18 protein-coding genes are annotated in these 17,941 nt (G+C 54.1%); 14 read left to right on the top strand and 4 right to left on the bottom strand.

The features are described 5' to 3' along the window. Positions 1–17: 17 nt before the first annotated feature. The 3 genes from yhfZ to speA form a co-directional block, all read right to left on the bottom strand. On the bottom strand, positions 18–917 hold the full coding sequence (yhfZ, locus tag SBO83_RS09855; protein ID WP_396131382.1) for a GntR family transcriptional regulator YhfZ: 900 nt from the start codon (positions 915–917) through the stop codon (positions 18–20). Between the two features lie 209 nt (positions 918–1,126). After that, positions 1,127–2,050 (bottom strand): agmatinase, encoded by a 924-nt coding sequence (gene speB / locus SBO83_RS09850; RefSeq protein WP_353503363.1) that lies wholly within the window; start codon positions 2,048–2,050, stop codon positions 1,127–1,129. 185 nt (positions 2,051–2,235) lie between these two features. Beyond that, positions 2,236–4,218 carry a biosynthetic arginine decarboxylase gene (gene speA / locus SBO83_RS09845; protein ID WP_353503364.1) on the bottom strand — a complete coding sequence of 661 codons (1,983 nt, stop codon included), beginning with the start codon at positions 4,216–4,218 and terminating at the stop codon, positions 2,236–2,238. A 921-nt stretch (positions 4,219–5,139) separates the two neighbouring features. On the opposite strand from speA, the gene metK reads away from it, so the two are divergent. From metK to ruvX, 8 genes are all read left to right on the top strand, one after another. Continuing rightward, entirely contained in the window at positions 5,140–6,291 is a 1,152-nt protein-coding gene (gene metK / locus SBO83_RS09840; protein ID WP_353503365.1) for a methionine adenosyltransferase, read from the top strand. A gap of 454 nt (positions 6,292–6,745) precedes the next feature. Next, positions 6,746–8,140, top strand: coding sequence for a sugar porter family MFS transporter (locus SBO83_RS09835; protein WP_353503366.1), 1,395 nt, complete (start codon positions 6,746–6,748; stop codon positions 8,138–8,140). Positions 8,141–8,230: 90 nt separating this feature from the next. Continuing rightward, positions 8,231–8,746, top strand: a complete 516-nt coding sequence (locus SBO83_RS09830) for a SprT family zinc-dependent metalloprotease (protein ID WP_353503367.1) — start codon at positions 8,231–8,233, stop codon at positions 8,744–8,746. 115 nt (positions 8,747–8,861) lie between these two features. Then, positions 8,862–9,566, top strand: coding sequence for a deoxyribonuclease I (gene endA / locus SBO83_RS09825; protein ID WP_396131381.1), 705 nt, complete (start codon positions 8,862–8,864; stop codon positions 9,564–9,566). 45 nt (positions 9,567–9,611) lie between these two features. Then, complete coding sequence (gene rsmE, locus SBO83_RS09820) at positions 9,612–10,343, top strand: 16S rRNA (uracil(1498)-N(3))-methyltransferase (RefSeq protein ID WP_353503369.1); 732 nt, start codon at positions 9,612–9,614, stop codon at positions 10,341–10,343. Positions 10,344–10,479: 136 nt separating this feature from the next. Then, positions 10,480–11,430, top strand: coding sequence for a glutathione synthase (gene gshB, locus SBO83_RS09815; protein ID WP_396131380.1), 951 nt, complete (start codon positions 10,480–10,482; stop codon positions 11,428–11,430). Between the two features lie 89 nt (positions 11,431–11,519). After that, entirely contained in the window at positions 11,520–12,083 is a 564-nt protein-coding gene (locus SBO83_RS09810; RefSeq protein ID WP_353503371.1) for a YqgE/AlgH family protein, read from the top strand. Continuing rightward, positions 12,083–12,523 carry a Holliday junction resolvase RuvX gene (gene ruvX / locus SBO83_RS09805; protein WP_034793092.1) on the top strand — a complete coding sequence of 147 codons (441 nt, stop codon included), beginning with the start codon at positions 12,083–12,085 and terminating at the stop codon, positions 12,521–12,523. Before SBO83_RS09810 ends, ruvX begins: the two co-directional genes overlap by 1 nt. On the opposite strand, the gene SBO83_RS09800 is transcribed toward ruvX, so the two are convergent. Further along, a complete protein-coding gene (locus SBO83_RS09800; protein WP_396131379.1) occupies positions 12,468–13,508 on the bottom strand; it encodes a PilT/PilU family type 4a pilus ATPase in 1,041 nt (346 codons plus the stop codon). The genes ruvX and SBO83_RS09800 overlap by 56 nt on opposite strands. Before the next feature lie 21 nt (positions 13,509–13,529). Here SBO83_RS09800 and SBO83_RS09795 point away from each other — a divergent pair, with 21 nt between their 5' ends. From SBO83_RS09795 to hemW, 6 genes are all read left to right on the top strand, one after another. Continuing rightward, positions 13,530–14,240 carry a YggS family pyridoxal phosphate-dependent enzyme gene (locus SBO83_RS09795; RefSeq protein ID WP_396131377.1) on the top strand — a complete coding sequence of 237 codons (711 nt, stop codon included), beginning with the start codon at positions 13,530–13,532 and terminating at the stop codon, positions 14,238–14,240. Between the two features lie 55 nt (positions 14,241–14,295). Continuing rightward, positions 14,296–15,117, top strand: coding sequence for a pyrroline-5-carboxylate reductase (gene proC / locus SBO83_RS09790; protein WP_396131376.1), 822 nt, complete (start codon positions 14,296–14,298; stop codon positions 15,115–15,117). 86 nt (positions 15,118–15,203) lie between these two features. After that, entirely contained in the window at positions 15,204–15,758 is a 555-nt protein-coding gene (locus tag SBO83_RS09785; RefSeq protein WP_034793103.1) for a YggT family protein, read from the top strand. Next, positions 15,743–16,048, top strand: a complete 306-nt coding sequence (gene yggU / locus SBO83_RS09780; protein ID WP_034793106.1) for a DUF167 family protein YggU — start codon at positions 15,743–15,745, stop codon at positions 16,046–16,048. The genes SBO83_RS09785 and yggU overlap by 16 nt, the downstream gene beginning before the upstream one ends. A gap of 77 nt (positions 16,049–16,125) precedes the next feature. Next, positions 16,126–16,734, top strand: a complete 609-nt coding sequence (locus tag SBO83_RS09775) for an XTP/dITP diphosphatase (RefSeq protein WP_396131375.1) — start codon at positions 16,126–16,128, stop codon at positions 16,732–16,734. Then, the gene (gene hemW / locus SBO83_RS09770) at positions 16,727–17,863 is read left to right on the top strand and encodes a radical SAM family heme chaperone HemW (RefSeq protein ID WP_396131374.1); all 1,137 of its coding nucleotides are present in this window, start codon (positions 16,727–16,729) and stop codon (positions 17,861–17,863) included. Before SBO83_RS09775 ends, hemW begins: the two co-directional genes overlap by 8 nt. The last annotated feature ends 78 nt before the right edge of the window (positions 17,864–17,941 follow it).

The raw sequence follows: 17,941 nt of genomic DNA, 5'->3' as shown, positions 1-17,941 counted from the left end.
CGCCTGTAGTCTAAAAACTAATAACGAGGTTCGATCTCGCCTCGTTCAACAGCCTGCTGATGATTCAACAGGGCAAAAGTGTCCACCAGGGTGGTGAGCAATCGCAGGATCGGCGCATTGTCTTTTCTTACCAAAATCACCGCCTCCGACGCCTGCTGATAACGCGGATCGCCGGTCAGCGGGTGGGCTTCAAGCACCGGATTCGGCTGGGCATTGCTGACGTTCCAAATCGCGGCATCAATCATGTTGTTTTCGATGTGGCGCAAGCACTCGCTATAGGGGGTTTCGACCCACTCAACGTCCTTGCCAGCAAAAGCGATATCATTCAGCAGCCGCTGGTCAGGGGAGCTTGGGTCAAAGCCTACGCGGCGAATTTCGCCCGATTCCCCTTGGCGGCAAATCAACTGGTGGCCATCGACATACGAACGAGGACCCAGATTCACCGCCGTCACCACTTTGCCTTGCTCGATGTAACTGTCAGCCGCCAGACGGGACACTACGGCGATATCATAAATACCTTCGATCAGGCAGTTGATACGCACTTCGGCACCGCGCATATGGGCAAAAAACAGCGGCAAAGTGGTGAATTGCGATCTCAGGCCACTGGCCAGCCCTTCATATAATTTGGTGTACGGCAGCGGCATGGCGCAAACCAGATTGCCTAAATCCGCCTGTTGCAGCAGCTTGGACATATCCAGTTCTTTCAAAATGGTGCCGTTACGCCCGCGACGCTCAAGCTTGATTGAATCGTTCGCTTCCAGGGTTTTCAGCGCGTTCTGCACCACTCCGACTGATAGCGAGAATTCATCCGACATCTCATCAATGGTTCTAAGACGCTCGCCTCCTTTCATAACCAGCAAATATCTGGCGAGGCTAACGAGGGCAATACCTTCTTTCTTGATGAATGTCATACTCATTTTGGCAATTTCCGCGACGCACTAGAGAAGGTCGAAAATAACATAAAAATCTTCAACAATTTGATGATTTAAATATTCATTTATTTGAAGGTATTAATCAAAGAGGAAAAACTTATAGTGAGGCGAAGATCACAAAGAAAAAAAGCCCGGTAAAGACCGGGCTTCAGAACAGCTTATTTTGCAATAGCTTAGCTTTCTAGCTTAAACAATTACGCTTTTTTAGAAGCCTGTACGTGCAACATTTCTAACGCCAAAGTGGCGGCAGCCAGCGCGGTGATTTCCGACTGGTCATAAGCGGGGGCAATCTCAACGATGTCCATGCCGACGATATCCAGATCCAAATCTTTCAGGCCGCGAACCAGTTTCAGCGCGCGATCTGAGGTCAGGCCGCCAATCACCGGAGTGCCGGTACCCGGAGCATGTGCCGGATCCAGACAGTCGATGTCGAAGCTCAGGTACACCGGCAGATCGCCCACGATCTGCTTAACCTGCGCCAGAATGTCGTCAACGGTGCGATCGTTAACCTGCGCGGCGTCGAGCACGGTGAAGCCCAGATCCTTGTCGAACTCAGTACGAATACCGATCTGCACCGAGTGGTTTGGATCGATCAGACCTTCGTTCGGCGCATGGAAGAACATGGTGCCGTGGTCGAATTTGCTGCCGTTAGAGTAGGTGTCGGTGTGGGCATCGAAATGCACCAACGCCATTTTACCGAAGTGCTTCGCGTGGGCGCGCAGCAGTGGCAGAGTCACGAAGTGGTCGCCGCCGAAAGAGAGCATGCGTTTGCCGGAGGCCAGCACTTTTTCAGCGTGCTGTTGCAGCTTGTCGGTCAGGTCCTGTGCATCGCCAAAGTTGAACACCACGTCGCCGCAGTCGATCACTTTTAGACGGTCACGCAGGTCGAAATCCCACGGCCAGCGTTTGCCTTCCCACGCCAGATTCACAGATACCTGACGAATTGCCGCCGGGCCAAGACGTGCGCCAGAACGGCCAGAAGTCGCCATATCGAAAGGAATGCCGGTGATAACCCAATCAGCATCAGCTTCATAAGGTTGAAAATTCAGTGGGAAGCGCAGGAAACCAAACGCGTTGGAAACCAGGGAGTTATCAGGTTGATGACCTAAAGTGCTCATTAAACGATCCTCTTTTGCTACGCCGCAGGGCGGCAGCCATGACGGAGTGGTGAAGTATAGATGAAAAAAAATCCCCACCGCGTCGTTTACCCGACGAGGAAGGGATCTTCAGAATCAATATGTCTTGCTAATGGCGCGGATTTTACCCTATTCCGGCTTACCTTCAAGCCGGAATATCAGCCGCCTTACTCGTCTTCTTCCAGATAGGTGTAACCGTACAGGCCGGATTCAAACTCTTCGACGAACTGCGCCTGAAGAGCCTCATCCAGATCGGTTTCTTTCACCTGATCGCGGAAGCGGGCGAGCAGCACATTAGGGTCCAGCTGCACGTATTCCAGCATGTCAGCCACTGTGTCGCCGTCGTCTGATTGCTGAACTTCAATGCTGCCATCAGGGAAGACAAACACGTCAACCGCGGCGGTATCACCGAACAGGTTGTGCATGTTACCCAAGATTTCCTGATAAGCGCCGACCATGAAGAAGCCCAGCACTGGCGGGTTCTCTGGATCATACGGCGGCATTGGCATGGTGGTCGCCACGCCGTCACCGTCGATGTAATGGTCGATGGTGCCGTCGGAATCACAGGTGATGTCCAGCAGCACCGCGCGGCCTACCGGCGGTTTATCCAACCCTTCCAGTGGCAGAACGGGGAACAGCTGATCTATACCCCACGCGTCCGGCATTGACTGGAACAGCGAGAAGTTGACGTACAGCTTGTCCGCCATGCGCTCTTGCAGCTCATCAATGATCGGGCGGTGCGCGCGGTTACTCGGATCCAGCTGATCCTGAATCATATTGCAAATATTCAGATAAATATCTTCGGCCCAGGCGCGCTGAGTCAAATCCAAAATCCCGTGCGCGTACTGGCTATGGACGTCGTGCAGGTCCATCTGGCTGTCGTGCAGCCATTCGCGCAGAGAGCGGCGATTTTCCGGATCATGCATTTCATTCCACGTGTCCCACATGCTGCTCAGAGCGCGCGGCGCGTCGTCACCCGGCGCTACCGGATCACGGAACTCGTTGCGCTCAACGCCAATCACGTTGGACACCAGCACGGTGTGGTGCGCAGTCACGGCGCGGCCAGACTCGGTGATCACCGTCGGGTGCGGCAGGCCGTGCTCATTACAGGCGTCGCCGATACCCCAAATCACGTTGTTAGCGTATTCGTTCAGGCCATAGTTGACCGAGCAATCTGACTGGGAGCGCGTCCCTTCATAGTCCACGCCGAGGCCGCCGCCCACGTCGAAGCATTGAATGTTCACGCCAAGCTTGTGCAGCTCGACGTAGAAGCGGGCAGATTCACGCACGCCGGTGGAGATATCACGGATGTTCGCCAGCTGGGAACCCAAGTGGAAGTGCAGCAGTTGCAGGCTTTCCAGACGCCCAGCCTCACGAAGCATTTCAACCAGTTGCAGAACCTGCGAGGCCGCCAAACCGAATTTAGACTTCTCGCCGCCGCTCGACTGCCATTTGCCGGAACCCTGGGAGGAAAGACGCGCGCGTACGCCAAGACGTGGGATCACGTTCAGGCGCTCAGCCTCTTCCAGCACCAGCTTAATCTCAGTCATCTTTTCGATAACCAAGTAAACCTTGTGGCCCAGCTTCTCGCCAATCAGCGCCAGACGAATGTATTCGCGGTCTTTATAGCCGTTACAAACAATCACCGAACGGGTCATCCCTGCGTGAGCCAGAACGGCCATCAGCTCGGCTTTAGAACCGGCTTCCAGACCCAGTGGCTCACCGGATTCAACCAGTGATTCAATGACGCGGCGGTGCTGGTTGACCTTAATCGGATAAACCAGGAAGTAGTCACCCTCATAGCCGAAGGACTGACGGGCGCGTTTGAACGCGGCGTTAATCGAGCGCAGACGGTGCTGTAAAATTTGTGGGAAACAGAACAGCGCTGGCAGACGTTGGCCGTCCTGCTCGCGCATATCTTTTACTAGCTTCGCCAAATCCACGCGGGCAGACGGAACATCTGGATCCGGGCAGACGCTGATGTGGCCCAGTTCGTTGACGTCATAATAATTGTTACCCCAATAGGCAACGTTGTAAGTGCGCAGCATTTTGCTGGCATCACGATCGTTCACGGCAACCTCCTGCATGGAGCGCAAAGAAACAGAATCGCCCGCATGTGACGGACGGTGGGACTGGATGTCATCAGACATAAGTAAATCCTCTTGTAACACTGACCACATCGCCAGCCACTATCGCAGTAACAACAAGTGAGAACAACCCAAACAGCGGGCTTTGCGACAGGAGAAAACCCTGCAAAGCCGCGTTCGCAAACTGTTTATCACTCATATGATTATAGAATTCTTTTGCTTGTAAACATGATGCCGGACTCCGGTGAACGAGCCAGAACCCACCCATAGGGCTATCGCCCCTCAATGGCGGGCTACGTCAGTTTTAACGGGAGAAAAGATATTAACCGGCCCGATGTCGCTGAGTAGCGCTCAGAAATGTTGGACTGAGCTGTCTATAGTCAGGCTGTCTAAACGCTGCCGAATGACGGACCAGCTGTTTATAACATCGGATAGATGACAGAAATTTTTCAGAAAGGAGTGCTGCAGCAATTAAACCGGCCTGCAGGGGATGCTGTAGAAATGTTACAAACGGTAAAAAGTGGGTCATTAATCTAACCACCTCCACACGTGCCACGCATCACCGGCGGGCAGTCTTGCTGAGAAACAGTAAACACTGGAATACGCTGGATGAATGAAACATTCAGTGCGCGGGCCGTTATACCGACAACCCGCTGTAATTGCAAAATGAAATTGCGCAGAGGATTGTTTCGATCCGTGAATGTCACGCTAAAGCCGCACATAATGGCTACTTCTATCACAAAAATGACTGGCTTTTGTAACAGCTGCTATCCTAAAATAGCCGTCCAGATGTTAATCCGTCTATATCCTTCTTATGGATTATTCTTACACGATGTTGTGGATTAACTGTCAAACTGCTGAAGGTCTTTGCCTTGTGGGGACGTGCAGGATGCATTCGACGATATAAGAGCCGGACTCTTTATCTGCCGTGTTCCCATCGCTATGCAGTGATTTCTAACCCGTCGTATGAAGGTAAAGAAGATAATGGCTAAACACCTCTTTACGTCCGAATCTGTTTCAGAAGGACATCCAGATAAAATCGCAGACCAAATCTCCGATGCCGTCCTCGACGCGATTTTAGAGCAAGATCCAAAAGCACGCGTGGCGTGTGAGACTTACGTTAAAACCGGCATGGTATTAGTAGGTGGCGAAATCACCACCAGCGCCTGGGTAGACGTAGAAGAAATTACCCGTCAGACCATTCGTGAGATTGGTTACGTCAATTCAGAAATGGGCTTTGACGCCAACTCTTGCGCCGTTCTCAGCGCTATCGGTAAGCAATCTCCTGATATTAATCAGGGTGTTGACCGTTCTGATCCGCTGGAGCAAGGCGCAGGCGACCAGGGTCTGATGTTTGGTTATGCGACCAATGAAACCGACGTGCTGATGCCTGCACCCGTGACTTATGCACACCGTCTGGTTCAGCGTCAGGCTGAAGTTCGCAAATCTGGCACGCTGCCATGGCTGCGCCCTGATGCGAAAAGCCAGGTCACTTTCCAGTATGACGAAGGCAAAATCGTCGGTATCGACGCCGTTGTATTGTCGACTCAGCACTCTGAAGACATCGCGCTGAAAGACCTGCAAGAAGCCGTGATGGAAGAGATCATCAAGCCCGTTCTGCCAGCAGAATGGCTGAACGCCAGCACCAAATATCACATCAACCCAACAGGCCGCTTTGTTATCGGTGGACCAATGGGCGACTGTGGTCTGACTGGCCGTAAAATCATCGTTGATACCTACGGCGGCATGGCGCGTCACGGCGGCGGTGCGTTCTCTGGTAAAGACCCGTCTAAAGTTGACCGTTCTGCGGCCTACGCTGCGCGCTACGTGGCGAAAAACATCGTGGCAGCGGGCCTGGCAGACCGTTGTGAGATCCAAGTTTCTTACGCTATCGGCGTAGCAGAACCTACCTCAATCATGGTTGAAACCTTCGGTACCGGTAAAGTTTCCAACGAGCAGTTAACGCTGCTGGTGCGTGAATTCTTCGACCTGCGCCCATACGGTTTGATCCAGATGATGGACCTGCTGCACCCAATCTATAAAGAAACTGCAGCCTACGGCCACTTTGGCCGCGAGCACTTCCCTTGGGAAAAAACTGACAAGGCAGCGCAACTGCGCGAAGCTGCCAACCTGTAATCGCTTTTCATTACAGAGTGCAAATAGCCCGGTGTTAACGCATCGGGCTTTTTTATGCCTGAATTTTCATCGTACCCTGCCGGTTGCCCTGCGCCGTAAACTAAGCGCACTAAGCATTAGCGACTACACTAAAAAGCGGATACCGGGGTGGTAAACGAAAAAAACATTAAAATGGAAGCGATTACAAAGTATATTTTCTTTACAATCATACTATTAGGGATAAAATCAGTGACTTATAAGTCAATACTGATTGATTAAAGTCAAAGAATTCCGTATTACTCTTCATCACAAACCCTTTCCCCGGCATGGCTCCTCGCAAAAGCTTTACGAACCTGATATGCAATTGATTCGATAAGTGTAAACGATTACAACGCTGTGATCCGGCTCACTTTATGCGTGGGCAAGGGTAAATAACATAACAAGCTAAGCATTATTGCTATCTTTCGGAGGCAGTATGAGTAACTCAACGTCTAGCAAAGGAAAACGCTCGAATAAAAGCGTGACCTTCTTTGTCTGTTTTCTCGCTGCACTAGCGGGGCTGCTGTTCGGCCTTGATATCGGGGTCATCGCTGGCGCTCTTCCCTTCATCAGTCATGAATTCCAAATCACCAGCCACCAGCAAGAATGGGTGGTCAGCTCGATGATGTTTGGTGCAGCCGTGGGTGCTATCGGCAGTGGCTGGCTGAACTTCCGCCTTGGGCGTAAATTCAGCCTGATGATTGGCGCCGTGCTGTTCGTGGTCGGCTCCCTGTGCTCTGCCTTCGCGCCTAACACCGAAGTGCTGATCGTCGCACGCGTATTATTGGGTCTGGCAGTGGGTATTGCCTCCTACACCGCGCCAATTTATCTGTCAGAAATCGCGCCAGAGAAAATCCGCGGCAGCATGATTTCCATGTACCAGTTGATGATCACCATCGGTATCTTGGCAGCCTACCTGTCTGACACCGCCTTTAGCTACACCGGCGCATGGCGCTGGATGCTGGGTGTGATCACCATTCCTGCCCTGCTGCTGTTGATTGGCGTGTTCTTCCTGCCGGATAGCCCACGCTGGCTGGCGGCGCGTGGCGATGACAACAAGGCGCGACGCGTGCTGGAAAGACTGCGTGATAGCAGTGCTCAAGCGAAAAACGAGCTGGATGAAATCCGCGAAAGCCTGAAGATCAAACAGAGTGGCTGGGGCCTGTTCACCAGTAACAAGAACTTCCGCCGCGCGGTGTTCCTCGGCATCCTGTTGCAGGTAATGCAGCAGTTCACCGGGATGAACGTCATCATGTACTACGCGCCAAAAATCTTCGGGATCGCGGGCTTTGCCAGCACGTCTCAGCAGATGTGGGGCACGGTGATTGTCGGTTTGGTTAACGTTCTCGCCACCTTTATCGCCATTGGTCTGGTTGACCGCTGGGGGCGTAAACCTACGCTGAAACTGGGCTTCCTGGTGATGGCGCTGGGCATGGGTATCCTCGGCACCATGCTGCATATCGGCGTGGAATCCGACGCGGCGAAATACTTCTCCATCGCCATGTTGCTGATGTTTATCGTCGGTTTTGCGATGAGCGCCGGTCCGCTGATTTGGGTACTGTGTTCTGAAATCCAGCCGCTGCGCGGTCGTGATTTTGGTATCACCGTGTCCACCGCCACCAACTGGATTGCCAACATGATTGTCGGTGCCACCTTCCTGACCATGCTGGACAGCCTCGGCAACGCCAATACCTTCTGGGTCTACGCCGCGCTGAACGTGGTGTTCATCTTCATCACCATTGCATTGATTCCTGAAACGAAAAACGTTTCCCTGGAACACATCGAACGCAATCTGATGAAAGGCGAAGCACTGCGCGACATCGGTAAATAAATAAGTCATAAAACGGCTCCTCCCGCCCGCTGGGGGGGAGCTTTCACTAACTGTTTGCATCTCCCCGCGCCGCGATTTATTCTTCGCCTGATGAAAAACCCACGCCTCCCTATCGCCCTGCAACAAGCCGTTATGCGCTGCCTGCGGGAAAAACTCCAGCTCGCTAACGCCTATTTCGGTACTGACTATTCAGAGCCAGAAATCAGCTATCAGCAGCGTGGAACCAGTGCGGGCAGTGCCTACCTGCAACACTGGCAAATCCGCCTCAATCCAATTTTACTGATTGAAAACCAGCAGCCGTTTATTGACGAAGTGGTGCCGCACGAGCTGGCGCACCTGTTGGTTTACCGGCGTTTTGGCCGCGCCGCCGCGCCCCACGGCAAAGAGTGGCGCTGGATGATGGAGCAGGTGCTCGGCGTCTCCGCCAGTCGCACACACAAGTTCGAAACGGCCTCGGTTCAAAGCAAAACCTACCCTTATCTCTGCGCCTGTCAGGAGCACCAGTTGACAGTCAGACGCCACAACCGCGTCATGCGCAAAGAGTCGGAATATCGCTGTCGCCACTGTGGCGAACTGCTACGATTTCACGTCAAAGGATCGGGTTAATGGTTTGATTATTAAACAATAAAATCAGCATTTCCTGATTGTCAGCCCCGCCAGCTTTGGGTACCCTGCCCGCCTTTCGCATCAGATTGCTTTGCACACCAGGTTAATCATAAATATGTCTCGCAAACTCATTGCCTCACTGGGGCTCATCGCCGTATTTCTTCCTTTTCTCGCCATCAGCAAGAGCATTAACAACTTCAGCCAGGCCAAGGCCGAGGCGGTGAAGATCAATCAGGGCGCGCCGACCTTTTACTGCGGCTGCGACATCAATTGGCAAGGTAAGAAAGGCACGCCAGACCTGAAATCCTGCGGCTATCAGCCACGCAAGAATCTGTCTCGTGCGGAACGCATTGAGTGGGAGCACGTGATGCCAGCTTGGCAATTCGGCCACTTACGCCAGTGCTGGCAGGACGGCGGGCGCAAAAGCTGCGCGAAAGACGCGGGCTATCGCCAAATTGAAACTGACCTGCATAACCTGCAACCGGCGATTGGCGAGGTGAATGGCGACCGCAATAACTTTATGTACAGCCAGTGGAACGGCGGCGGCGGCCAGTACGGGCGCTGCGAGATGAAAGTGGATTTCAAAGCCAAGTCCGCCGAGCCGCCAGCCCGCGCCCGCGGTGCCATTGCGCGCACCTATTTTTATATGCGCGATCGCTACCAGCTCAACTTATCGCGCCAGCAGACTCAGCTATTTACCGCGTGGAACAAGCAGTATCCGGTGACCTCGTGGGAATGCTTACGCGATAATCGCATTGCACAAGTACAGGGAAATCATAATCCTTACGTGCAGCAGGCTTGCATGCAGCAAAAGGGCTAACCTAAGATACCCACCTACTGAAGACTTTAAGGACAGCAGCCCGACATGCGCATACCTCGCATTTTTCACCCGCAACCTATTATCGATCACAGCGACATTGCGCTTAGCGAAGATGCGGCAAACCATACTGGCCGCGTATTGCGTATGCAGCCGGGTCAGACTATTCAGCTGTTTGATGGCAGCAATCAGACCTTTGAAGCCACCATCACCCACGTCGATAAAAAGAGCGTGCGCGTGAGCGTGGGAGCGGGCGTGCTGGCCGATAATGAATCTCCGCTAAATTTGCATCTCGGGCAGGTGATTTCGCGCGGCGAAAAGATGGAATTCACCATCCAGAAATCTATCGAGCTGGGCGTCAATACCATCACTCCGCTGTTTTCCGAGCGTTGTGGGGTTAAACTTGACGGCGAGCGGCTGGAGAAGAAACTCCAGCAGTGGCAGAAAATTGCGATCGCGGCCTGCGAGCAGTGTGGCCGCAACCGCATTCCAGAAATTCGCGAAGCCATGCAACTTGAGGCCTGGTGTGCCGAGCAAGACAATAGCCTGAAGCTCAATCTGCACCCGCGCGCCAGCCACAGCATCAATACTCTGCCGCTGCCGGTGGATAATGTTCGCCTGCTGATTGGCCCGGAAGGCGGTTTATCTGCCGAAGAGATAGCCATGACCGGTGGCTACGGATTTACGGATATTTTGCTCGGGCCGCGCGTGCTGCGCACTGAAACCACGGCGCTGACGGCCATCACTGCTTTGCAGGTTCGCTTCGGCGACTTAGGTTAAGCATTGTCTATGCGCTTGAAGCATCAGGGGCATAGACAAAATCACCAAGTTCGGGCTTCATCACTGTCCTATTACGCAAAATCGCAGCCAGATTAAATGGCAAGTCATACAGACCCAAACGTGTCGGAGAATACCCATGATCAAGCTTGGCATCGTAATGGACCCAATTTCGTCCATTAATATCAAAAAAGACACCAGCTTCGGCATGCTGCTGGAAGCACAAAGTCGCGGTTATGAACTGCACTATATGGAGATGAACTCTCTGTATCTGCGCGGCGGTGAAGGTCGTGCTCTGACCCGCAAGCTGAGCGTGAAACAGGACTACGACAATTGGTATGAGTTCGGCTCAGAGCAGGATATCGTGCTGCAAGATCTGAACGTGATCCTGATGCGTAAAGATCCGCCGTTTGATACCGAATTTATCTACGCCACTTACATCCTTGAGCGCGCTGAAGAGAAAGGCACGCTTATTGTGAACAAACCGCAGAGCCTGCGTGACTGCAACGAGAAGCTGTTTACCGCGTGGTTCCCAGAGCTGACGCCAGACACGCTGGTGACCCGCAATGCGGAACAACTCAAAGCTTTCCATAAAGAGCACACTGACGTGATCCTCAAGCCGCTGGACGGCATGGGCGGCGCGTCAATCTTCCGTCTGAAACCAGAAGACGCCAACGTCTCGGTTATCATTGAAACCCTGACCGAACACGGCAGCCGCTTCTGCATGGCGCAAAACTACCTGCCGGCCATCAAAGACGGTGACAAACGCGTCTTGGTGGTCGACGGCGAACCTGTACCTTACTGCCTGGCGCGTATCCCGGCTCAGGGCGAAACCCGTGGGAATCTGGCCGCCGGTGGCCGTGGCGAAGCCCGTCCGTTAAGCGAAAGCGATTGGGCCATTGCTCGCAAAGTCGCGCCAATCCTCAAAGAGAAAGGTTTGATTTTCGTCGGCCTGGACATCATTGGTGACCGCCTGACGGAAATTAACGTGACCAGCCCGACCTGCGCCCGTGAAATTGAAGCCGCATTCCCGATTTCCGTTACCGGAATGCTGATGGACGCTATCGAAAAGCGTTTGGCAAATCGCTAATTTCAGCCATTCTGCTTTAATGTCATACCTAAGCCATGGCGTACTCCTACGCCATGGCGCTTATTTTAGAAGGTTAAATCTTACATACCATGAACTTACAACATCACTTCCTTATTGCCATGCCCGGACTGGATGAACCCACGTTCAAGCGTTCGGTCGTTTATGTTTGCGAACATAACGAAGACGGCGCAATGGGTCTGGTGATTAATAAACTGGTGGAAGATTTCACCGTCGAAAACGTCCTCGATAAATTAGAGATAACGCCTTCACCGCGCGATCCTGCAATCCGCTTAGACCGCCCGGTATTTTCTGGCGGCCCATTGGCTGACGATCGCGGGTTTATTCTGCACACGCCGCGCGCCGGATTTGGCTCCAGCATCCAGATTTCAGACACCACCATGATCACCACCTCCAAGGACGTCCTTGAGACTCTGGGCACGCCCGATCAGCCCAAAGATGTTTTAGTCGCGCTGGGCTACGCCGCCTGGGAGCAGGGCCAGCTGGAGAAAGAGCTGCTGGACAACGCGTGGCTGACCATTGAAGCCAACAGCGACATCCTGTTCCGCACGCCGATTGCCGAGCGCTGGCGCGAAGCGGCCAAGATGATTGGTATCAACGTCAGCCAGCTCGCCACCCACGCAGGTCACGCATAATGGCTAACCGCACGGTATTCGCCTTTGACTTCGGTACCAAAAGCATCGGTCTGGCTATCGGTCAAGAAGTCACCGGCACGGCTCGCCCGCTGACCTCCTTCAAAGCCCAAGATGGCACCCCCGACTGGCAAAAGATTGAGAAGCTGCTGAAAGAGTGGCTGCCCGATCTGGTGGTGGTTGGACTGCCACTCAATATGGACGGCACCGAGCAGCCCCTGACCGCCCGCGCCCGCAAGTTTGCTAATCGCCTGCATGGCCGTTTTGGCGTTCAGGTTGAACTACATGACGAACGCCTGAGCACCGTCGAAGCCCGTGCCGACCTGTTCGATCGCGGCGGATTCCGTGCGTTAGACAAAGGCAGCGTGGACGCCGCGTCCGCCGTCATCATTCTGGAAAGCTGGTTTGAGAAGCAGTGGAGTCAGCCTGCGGCGGAGCAATAAGCCCGGTAGCGACGCGCTGCAAGCGACTCTGCTCGAAGGTTTGCATTCCGGCCTTACCGCCGGTTTGCAAAACATCCGCCAGTTGATGTGTCTTCCCCTCACGAATTAAATTGGCTACGGCTGGCGTCGAGGTCAGCACTTCAAACAGCGCCACTCTTTTCCCCTCATTTCCGGCTACCAGCTTTTGCGCGATAATCCCGCGCAGGCTGCCTGCCAGCTGAGTTCTCACAAAGTTTTTCTCTTCCGCCGGGAAAACATCCACCAGCCGGTCGACGGCCTGAGTGGCATTGCGCGTATGCAAGGTTGCCAGCACCAAGTGGCCGGTTTCGGCGGCGGTCAGGGCCAGACGGATGCTTTCTGCGTCGCGTAATTCGCCAAGCAGCAGCACGTCCGGGTCCTCACGCAGCGCCCCGCGTATCGCCTCAATAAAGGAGCGCGTATGTCGCCCCAACTCGCGCTGCTGAATCAGACAACGCTTGCTGTGGTGAATAAACTCAATCGGGTCTTCCAGCGTGATGACGTGCCGCGCCCGGCTGCGATTAAGGTAATCAATCATCGCCGCAAGGGTGGTGGATTTGCCACTGCCGGTAGCGCCGGTGACAAGAATCAACCCGTCCTCTTGGGTTGCCAGCTCGGCTAAGACCTGCGGCACGTGGAGCTGCTCCAGCTGCGGGCATTTCTCCGGCACGCGGCGCAACGCGGCTGACAGGCCGTGCAACTGTTTGAAGAAATTCACCCTGATGCGTTGGCCCGTGCCAAGAGTGATGGCGCAATCGGCCTGCCCTTCTCGCTGTAACGCCTCCAACTGCTGGGGTTCCAGCCAGATGTCACTCAGCCAGCGCATGTTTTCGGCACTGATTTTGGGCGTCCCCTGCAACGGCTGTAATTCTCCCTGCGTGCGTAACATCGGTTGATGTCCGGCGCAGAGGTGCAGATCTGACGCATTTTGCTTTACACTACGCTCCACAAATCCATTGATATCCACTTTAAAACCTCCTGAGTCACTATGAGCCTTAGTCAGCACAACGCTATTGGGAAGAACCTACAGGATGTCCGTGAGAAAATCGCAGCCGCTGCAAAGCGCTGCGAGCGGCCTCTGGAAGAAATTACGCTGCTTGCAGTCAGTAAAACTAAACCTGCGAGCGACGTCGAAAAAGCCATTGAAGCCGGGCAGTTGGCCTTTGGTGAAAACTACGTGCAGGAAGGCGTGGAGAAGATTGCGCACTTTGCCGGACATCAGCCTGCATTGACATGGCACTTTATCGGCCCGCTGCAATCCAATAAAAGCCGTCTGGTGGCTGAGAATTTCGACTGGTGCCACACCGTCGATCGTCTGAAAATCGCCCAGCGACTGAATGAACAGCGTCCGGCAGGCTTAGCGCCGCTTAACGTATTGATTCAAGTAAACATTAGCGATGAAGCCAGTAAGTCTGGCATTGGGCTAAGTGAAGTCGATGCCTTGGCTGAACAGATAAGCCAGATGCCCAATCTTGTTTTGCGCGGCTTGATGGCCATTCCGGCTGTAGAAACCGATTATCAGCGCCAGTTGGCGGTGTTCACCGAGATGCGCGAAGCCTTTGACGCGCTGCGCCAGCGCTACCCGCAGGCCGACACGCTGTCGATGGGGATGACCGATGACATGCCCGCCGCGATTGCCGCTGGCAGTACCATGGTGCGAATTGGTACCGCAATATTTGGTGCGCGTGACTACGCTTAGTCACATTCATCCCCATATCCTATAAAAATCCAGCATCAAGCTAGCAAGGAGCCTCATGCAACATCGCAAACTCTGTTTTATCGGCGCCGGTAACATGGCAGGTGCCATCATTTCTGGCCTGCTCGAAAGCGGCTATCCGGCAAACTTAATCAGCGTGTGCGCCCCTTCGGGCAAAAACCGTGACCCACTGGCGGAAAAATATGGCGTAAAAAGCAGCGACGACAATATTGGCTGCGCCAAAGAAGCCGAGGTTGTTGTGCTGGCGGTTAAACCACAACTGATGGCAGATGTATGTAAAACACTGCAAAAGGACGTGGATTTTAGCGGGAAACTGGTACTGTCAATCGCCGCAGGCGTGAAGGTCGCGCGCTTCAAAGAGCTGCTTAGCGACAATCTGAAGATCGTGCGCATCATGCCAAATACCCCGTCGCTGGTCGGTCAGGGCATGAGCGGTTTGTATGCGCCAGAAGACGTGGGCCAGCAGGATCGCGACTACACCAGCGACCTGATGACCGCCGTCGGCAAAGTGTGCTGGGTTGATAGCGAAGAAGGTATTAACCACGTTATCGCCGCCGCGGGCAGTGCGCCGGCCTATTTCTTCCTGTTTATGGAAGCGATGCAAGCCGAAGCCGAGCGTTTAGGTTTTAGTACCGACACCGCCCGTATGCTGGTTGAACAAGCGGCAAGCGGCGCGTCAGCACTGGTGGCCGCCAGCCCGGACACGCCGCTGTCCACCCTGCGCGAGAACGTCACCTCCAAAGGCGGCACGACCTTCGAAGCGCTAAAAGTCTTTACCGATCAGAAGTTGCCAGAAATTGTTTCGCAAGCCATGCAAGCTGCCATTAAACGCGCGCAGGAAATGGAAAAACTGTTCTAATTCATCATTCTGAACACATAAAAATATTGATGCCCTAGCTCCTGCGAGCCGTCTCGCACGATGCAGGGCAAACACAAGGGTAACGCATGTTAACGCTGACTTTCTTGGTTAAAACCCTGATTGACCTGTATGTCATGGTTTTACTATTACGCATCTGGATGCAGTGGGCGCGGACCGATTTTTACAATCCGTTCTCACAGTTCGTGGTGAAAATCACCCAGCCAATCATTGGGCCGCTGCGTCGCATTATTCCGCCGCTGGGGCCGATTGACAGCGCCTCGCTGCTGCTGGCTTTCTTGCTGATGACTATCAAATATCCACTGCTGCTGTTGATTCAGGGCGGAGGAATTTCACTTAGCCCTTATAACCTGCTGTTCGGCCTGATTGCGCTGGTGAAGTCGGCGGGCTATCTGGTGTTCTGGCTTATCATTATCCGCTCGTTGATGAGCTGGGTTAGCCAGGGCCGTGGGCCGATGGACTATGTATTGATGCAGCTGACCGAGCCGCTAATGTCGCCGATTCGCCGCTTTTTGCCTGCGATGGGCGGTATCGACTTCTCAGCGATGGTGGTGATCCTTATCCTCTATATGCTGAATTATCTTGGTATGGATCTGCTGGGTGAGCTGTGGTTCCTGCTCTAAACCCGGTCTGCTGGCAGGCCGACGCACTGGTTTTACGGCTAGTTATTCAGCCGAAAGCCAGCCGCGACGGCCTGATAGGTTTGCATGGCGACGAGTTCAAAGTCGCCATCACCGCCCCGCCCGTTGATGGTCAAGCGAATACGCATCTGGTGAAATACCTCGCCAAACAGTTTAAAGTCGCCAAAAGTCAGGTCAGTATTGAGAAAGGCGAATTGGGCCGTCACAAACAAGTCCGCATTGAAAATCCGCAACAGATACCGACCGAAGTCGCGACGTTGCTCGCAAAATAATCGTTAACTCTCAGGACAATAAAGCCGGACTGACGCCCGTAAAGGGCAAGTAAGTCGCTTTATCAGGATAAAATCTCATGCAAAAAGTAGTCTTAGCGACCGGCAACCCCGGCAAAGTGCGCGAACTCGCCCACCTGTTAGCTGACTTCGGCCTTGATGTTGTGGCTCAAACCGAACTTGGCGTTGAGTCAGCCGAGGAAACCGGCATGACCTTTATTGAGAACGCCATTTTGAAAGCGCGCCACGCCGCCGCCATCACCGGCCTGCCTGCCATCGCCGATGATTCCGGCTTAGCCGTGGATATCTTGGGCGGCGCGCCGGGCATCTACTCGGCACGTTACGCCGGTTTAGAAGCCAGCGATCAGCAGAATCTCGATAAACTGCTGGTCACGCTGAAAGACGTGCCGCAGGGCCAGCGCAGCGCCCAGTTCCACTGCGTGCTGGTTTATATGCGCCACGCCGAAGACCCGACGCCCATCGTCTGCCACGGCAGCTGGGACGGCGAAATCCTGTTTGCTGAAGCGGGCAAAGGCGGCTTCGGCTATGACCCTATCTTCCACGTTCCGGCGCTGGGTAAATCCGCCGCCGAACTGACCCGTGAAGAGAAAAGCGCGGTATCCCACCGCGGGCAGGCACTGAAATTACTGCTTGCCGCTATGAAAGAGAAAACCCAGAAGAATGCGTAAGTTACCGCCGCTAAGTCTTTACATCCATATCCCGTGGTGCGTGCAGAAATGCCCGTATTGCGATTTCAATTCACACGCGCTGAAAGGCGAAGTGCCGCACGACGATTATGTGGCGCACTTGCTGGCAGATCTGGATGCTGACCTGCATCTGACCGCGGGCCGCGAGGTGAAGACCATTTTTATCGGCGGCGGAACCCCAAGTTTGCTCAATGCGCAAGCGATGCAAAACCTGCTCGACGGTGTGCGTGCGCGCCTGCCGTTGGCGGCTGATGCTGAGATCACCATGGAAGCCAACCCCGGCACGGTGGAAGCAGACCGCTTCAGCGGCTACCAGCGCGCTGGCGTCAATCGCATCTCAATTGGCGTGCAAAGCTTTAGTGCGCAAAAGCTGGAGCGTCTGGGGCGTATTCACGGCCCTGATGAAGCCAAACGCGCCGCGCATCTGGCGACTGGCCTCGGGCTGCGCAGCTTCAACCTCGACTTAATGCACGGTTTGCCCGATCAGACGCTGGAAGAGGCGCTGGACGATTTGCGACAGGCGATTGCTCTCAATCCGCCGCACCTCTCTTGGTATCAGCTCACCATCGAGCCTAATACCATGTTCGCTTCGCGCCCGCCAAAGCTCCCAGACGACGACGCGCTGTGGGATATCTTCGAGCAGGGCGACCAGCTGCTGACCGCCGCGGGCTACCAGCAATATGAAACCTCGGCCTACGCCAAGCCTGGCTATCAGTGCCAGCACAACCTCAACTACTGGCGTTTTGGCGACTACCTCGGCATTGGCTGTGGCGCGCATGGCAAGCTCACTCAACCCGACGGGCAGATTTTGCGCACCGTGAAAACCAAGCATCCACGGGGTTATATGCAGGGGCGCTACATGGATAAACAGCATCAGGTGGAAACCGCCGAGCTGCCGTTTGAGTTCTTTATGAACCGTTTCCGCCTGCTGGAAGCCGCCCCGCGCGAGGAGTTTGCGATTTATACCGGTTTGGAAGAATCCACCATTCGCCCGCAGTTGGATGAGGCTATCGCCAAGAATTATCTGCTCGAAACGGATTCACACTGGCAAATCACCGAGCACGGCAAGCTGTTCCTCAACTCCTTGCTGGAACTGTTTTTGGATGAATAGAAGTTAATTAAATGTAACCAAAAGCAATCTGCCACTAACAATCAAATAACATTCAGCTCCTGTCAGTACTCTGTGGTT

Source organism: Ewingella allii, assembly GCF_044430645.1.
Taxonomy (GTDB): domain Bacteria; phylum Pseudomonadota; class Gammaproteobacteria; order Enterobacterales; family Enterobacteriaceae; genus Ewingella; species Ewingella allii.
This window is presented reverse-complemented; position numbering and strand designations above follow the sequence as displayed.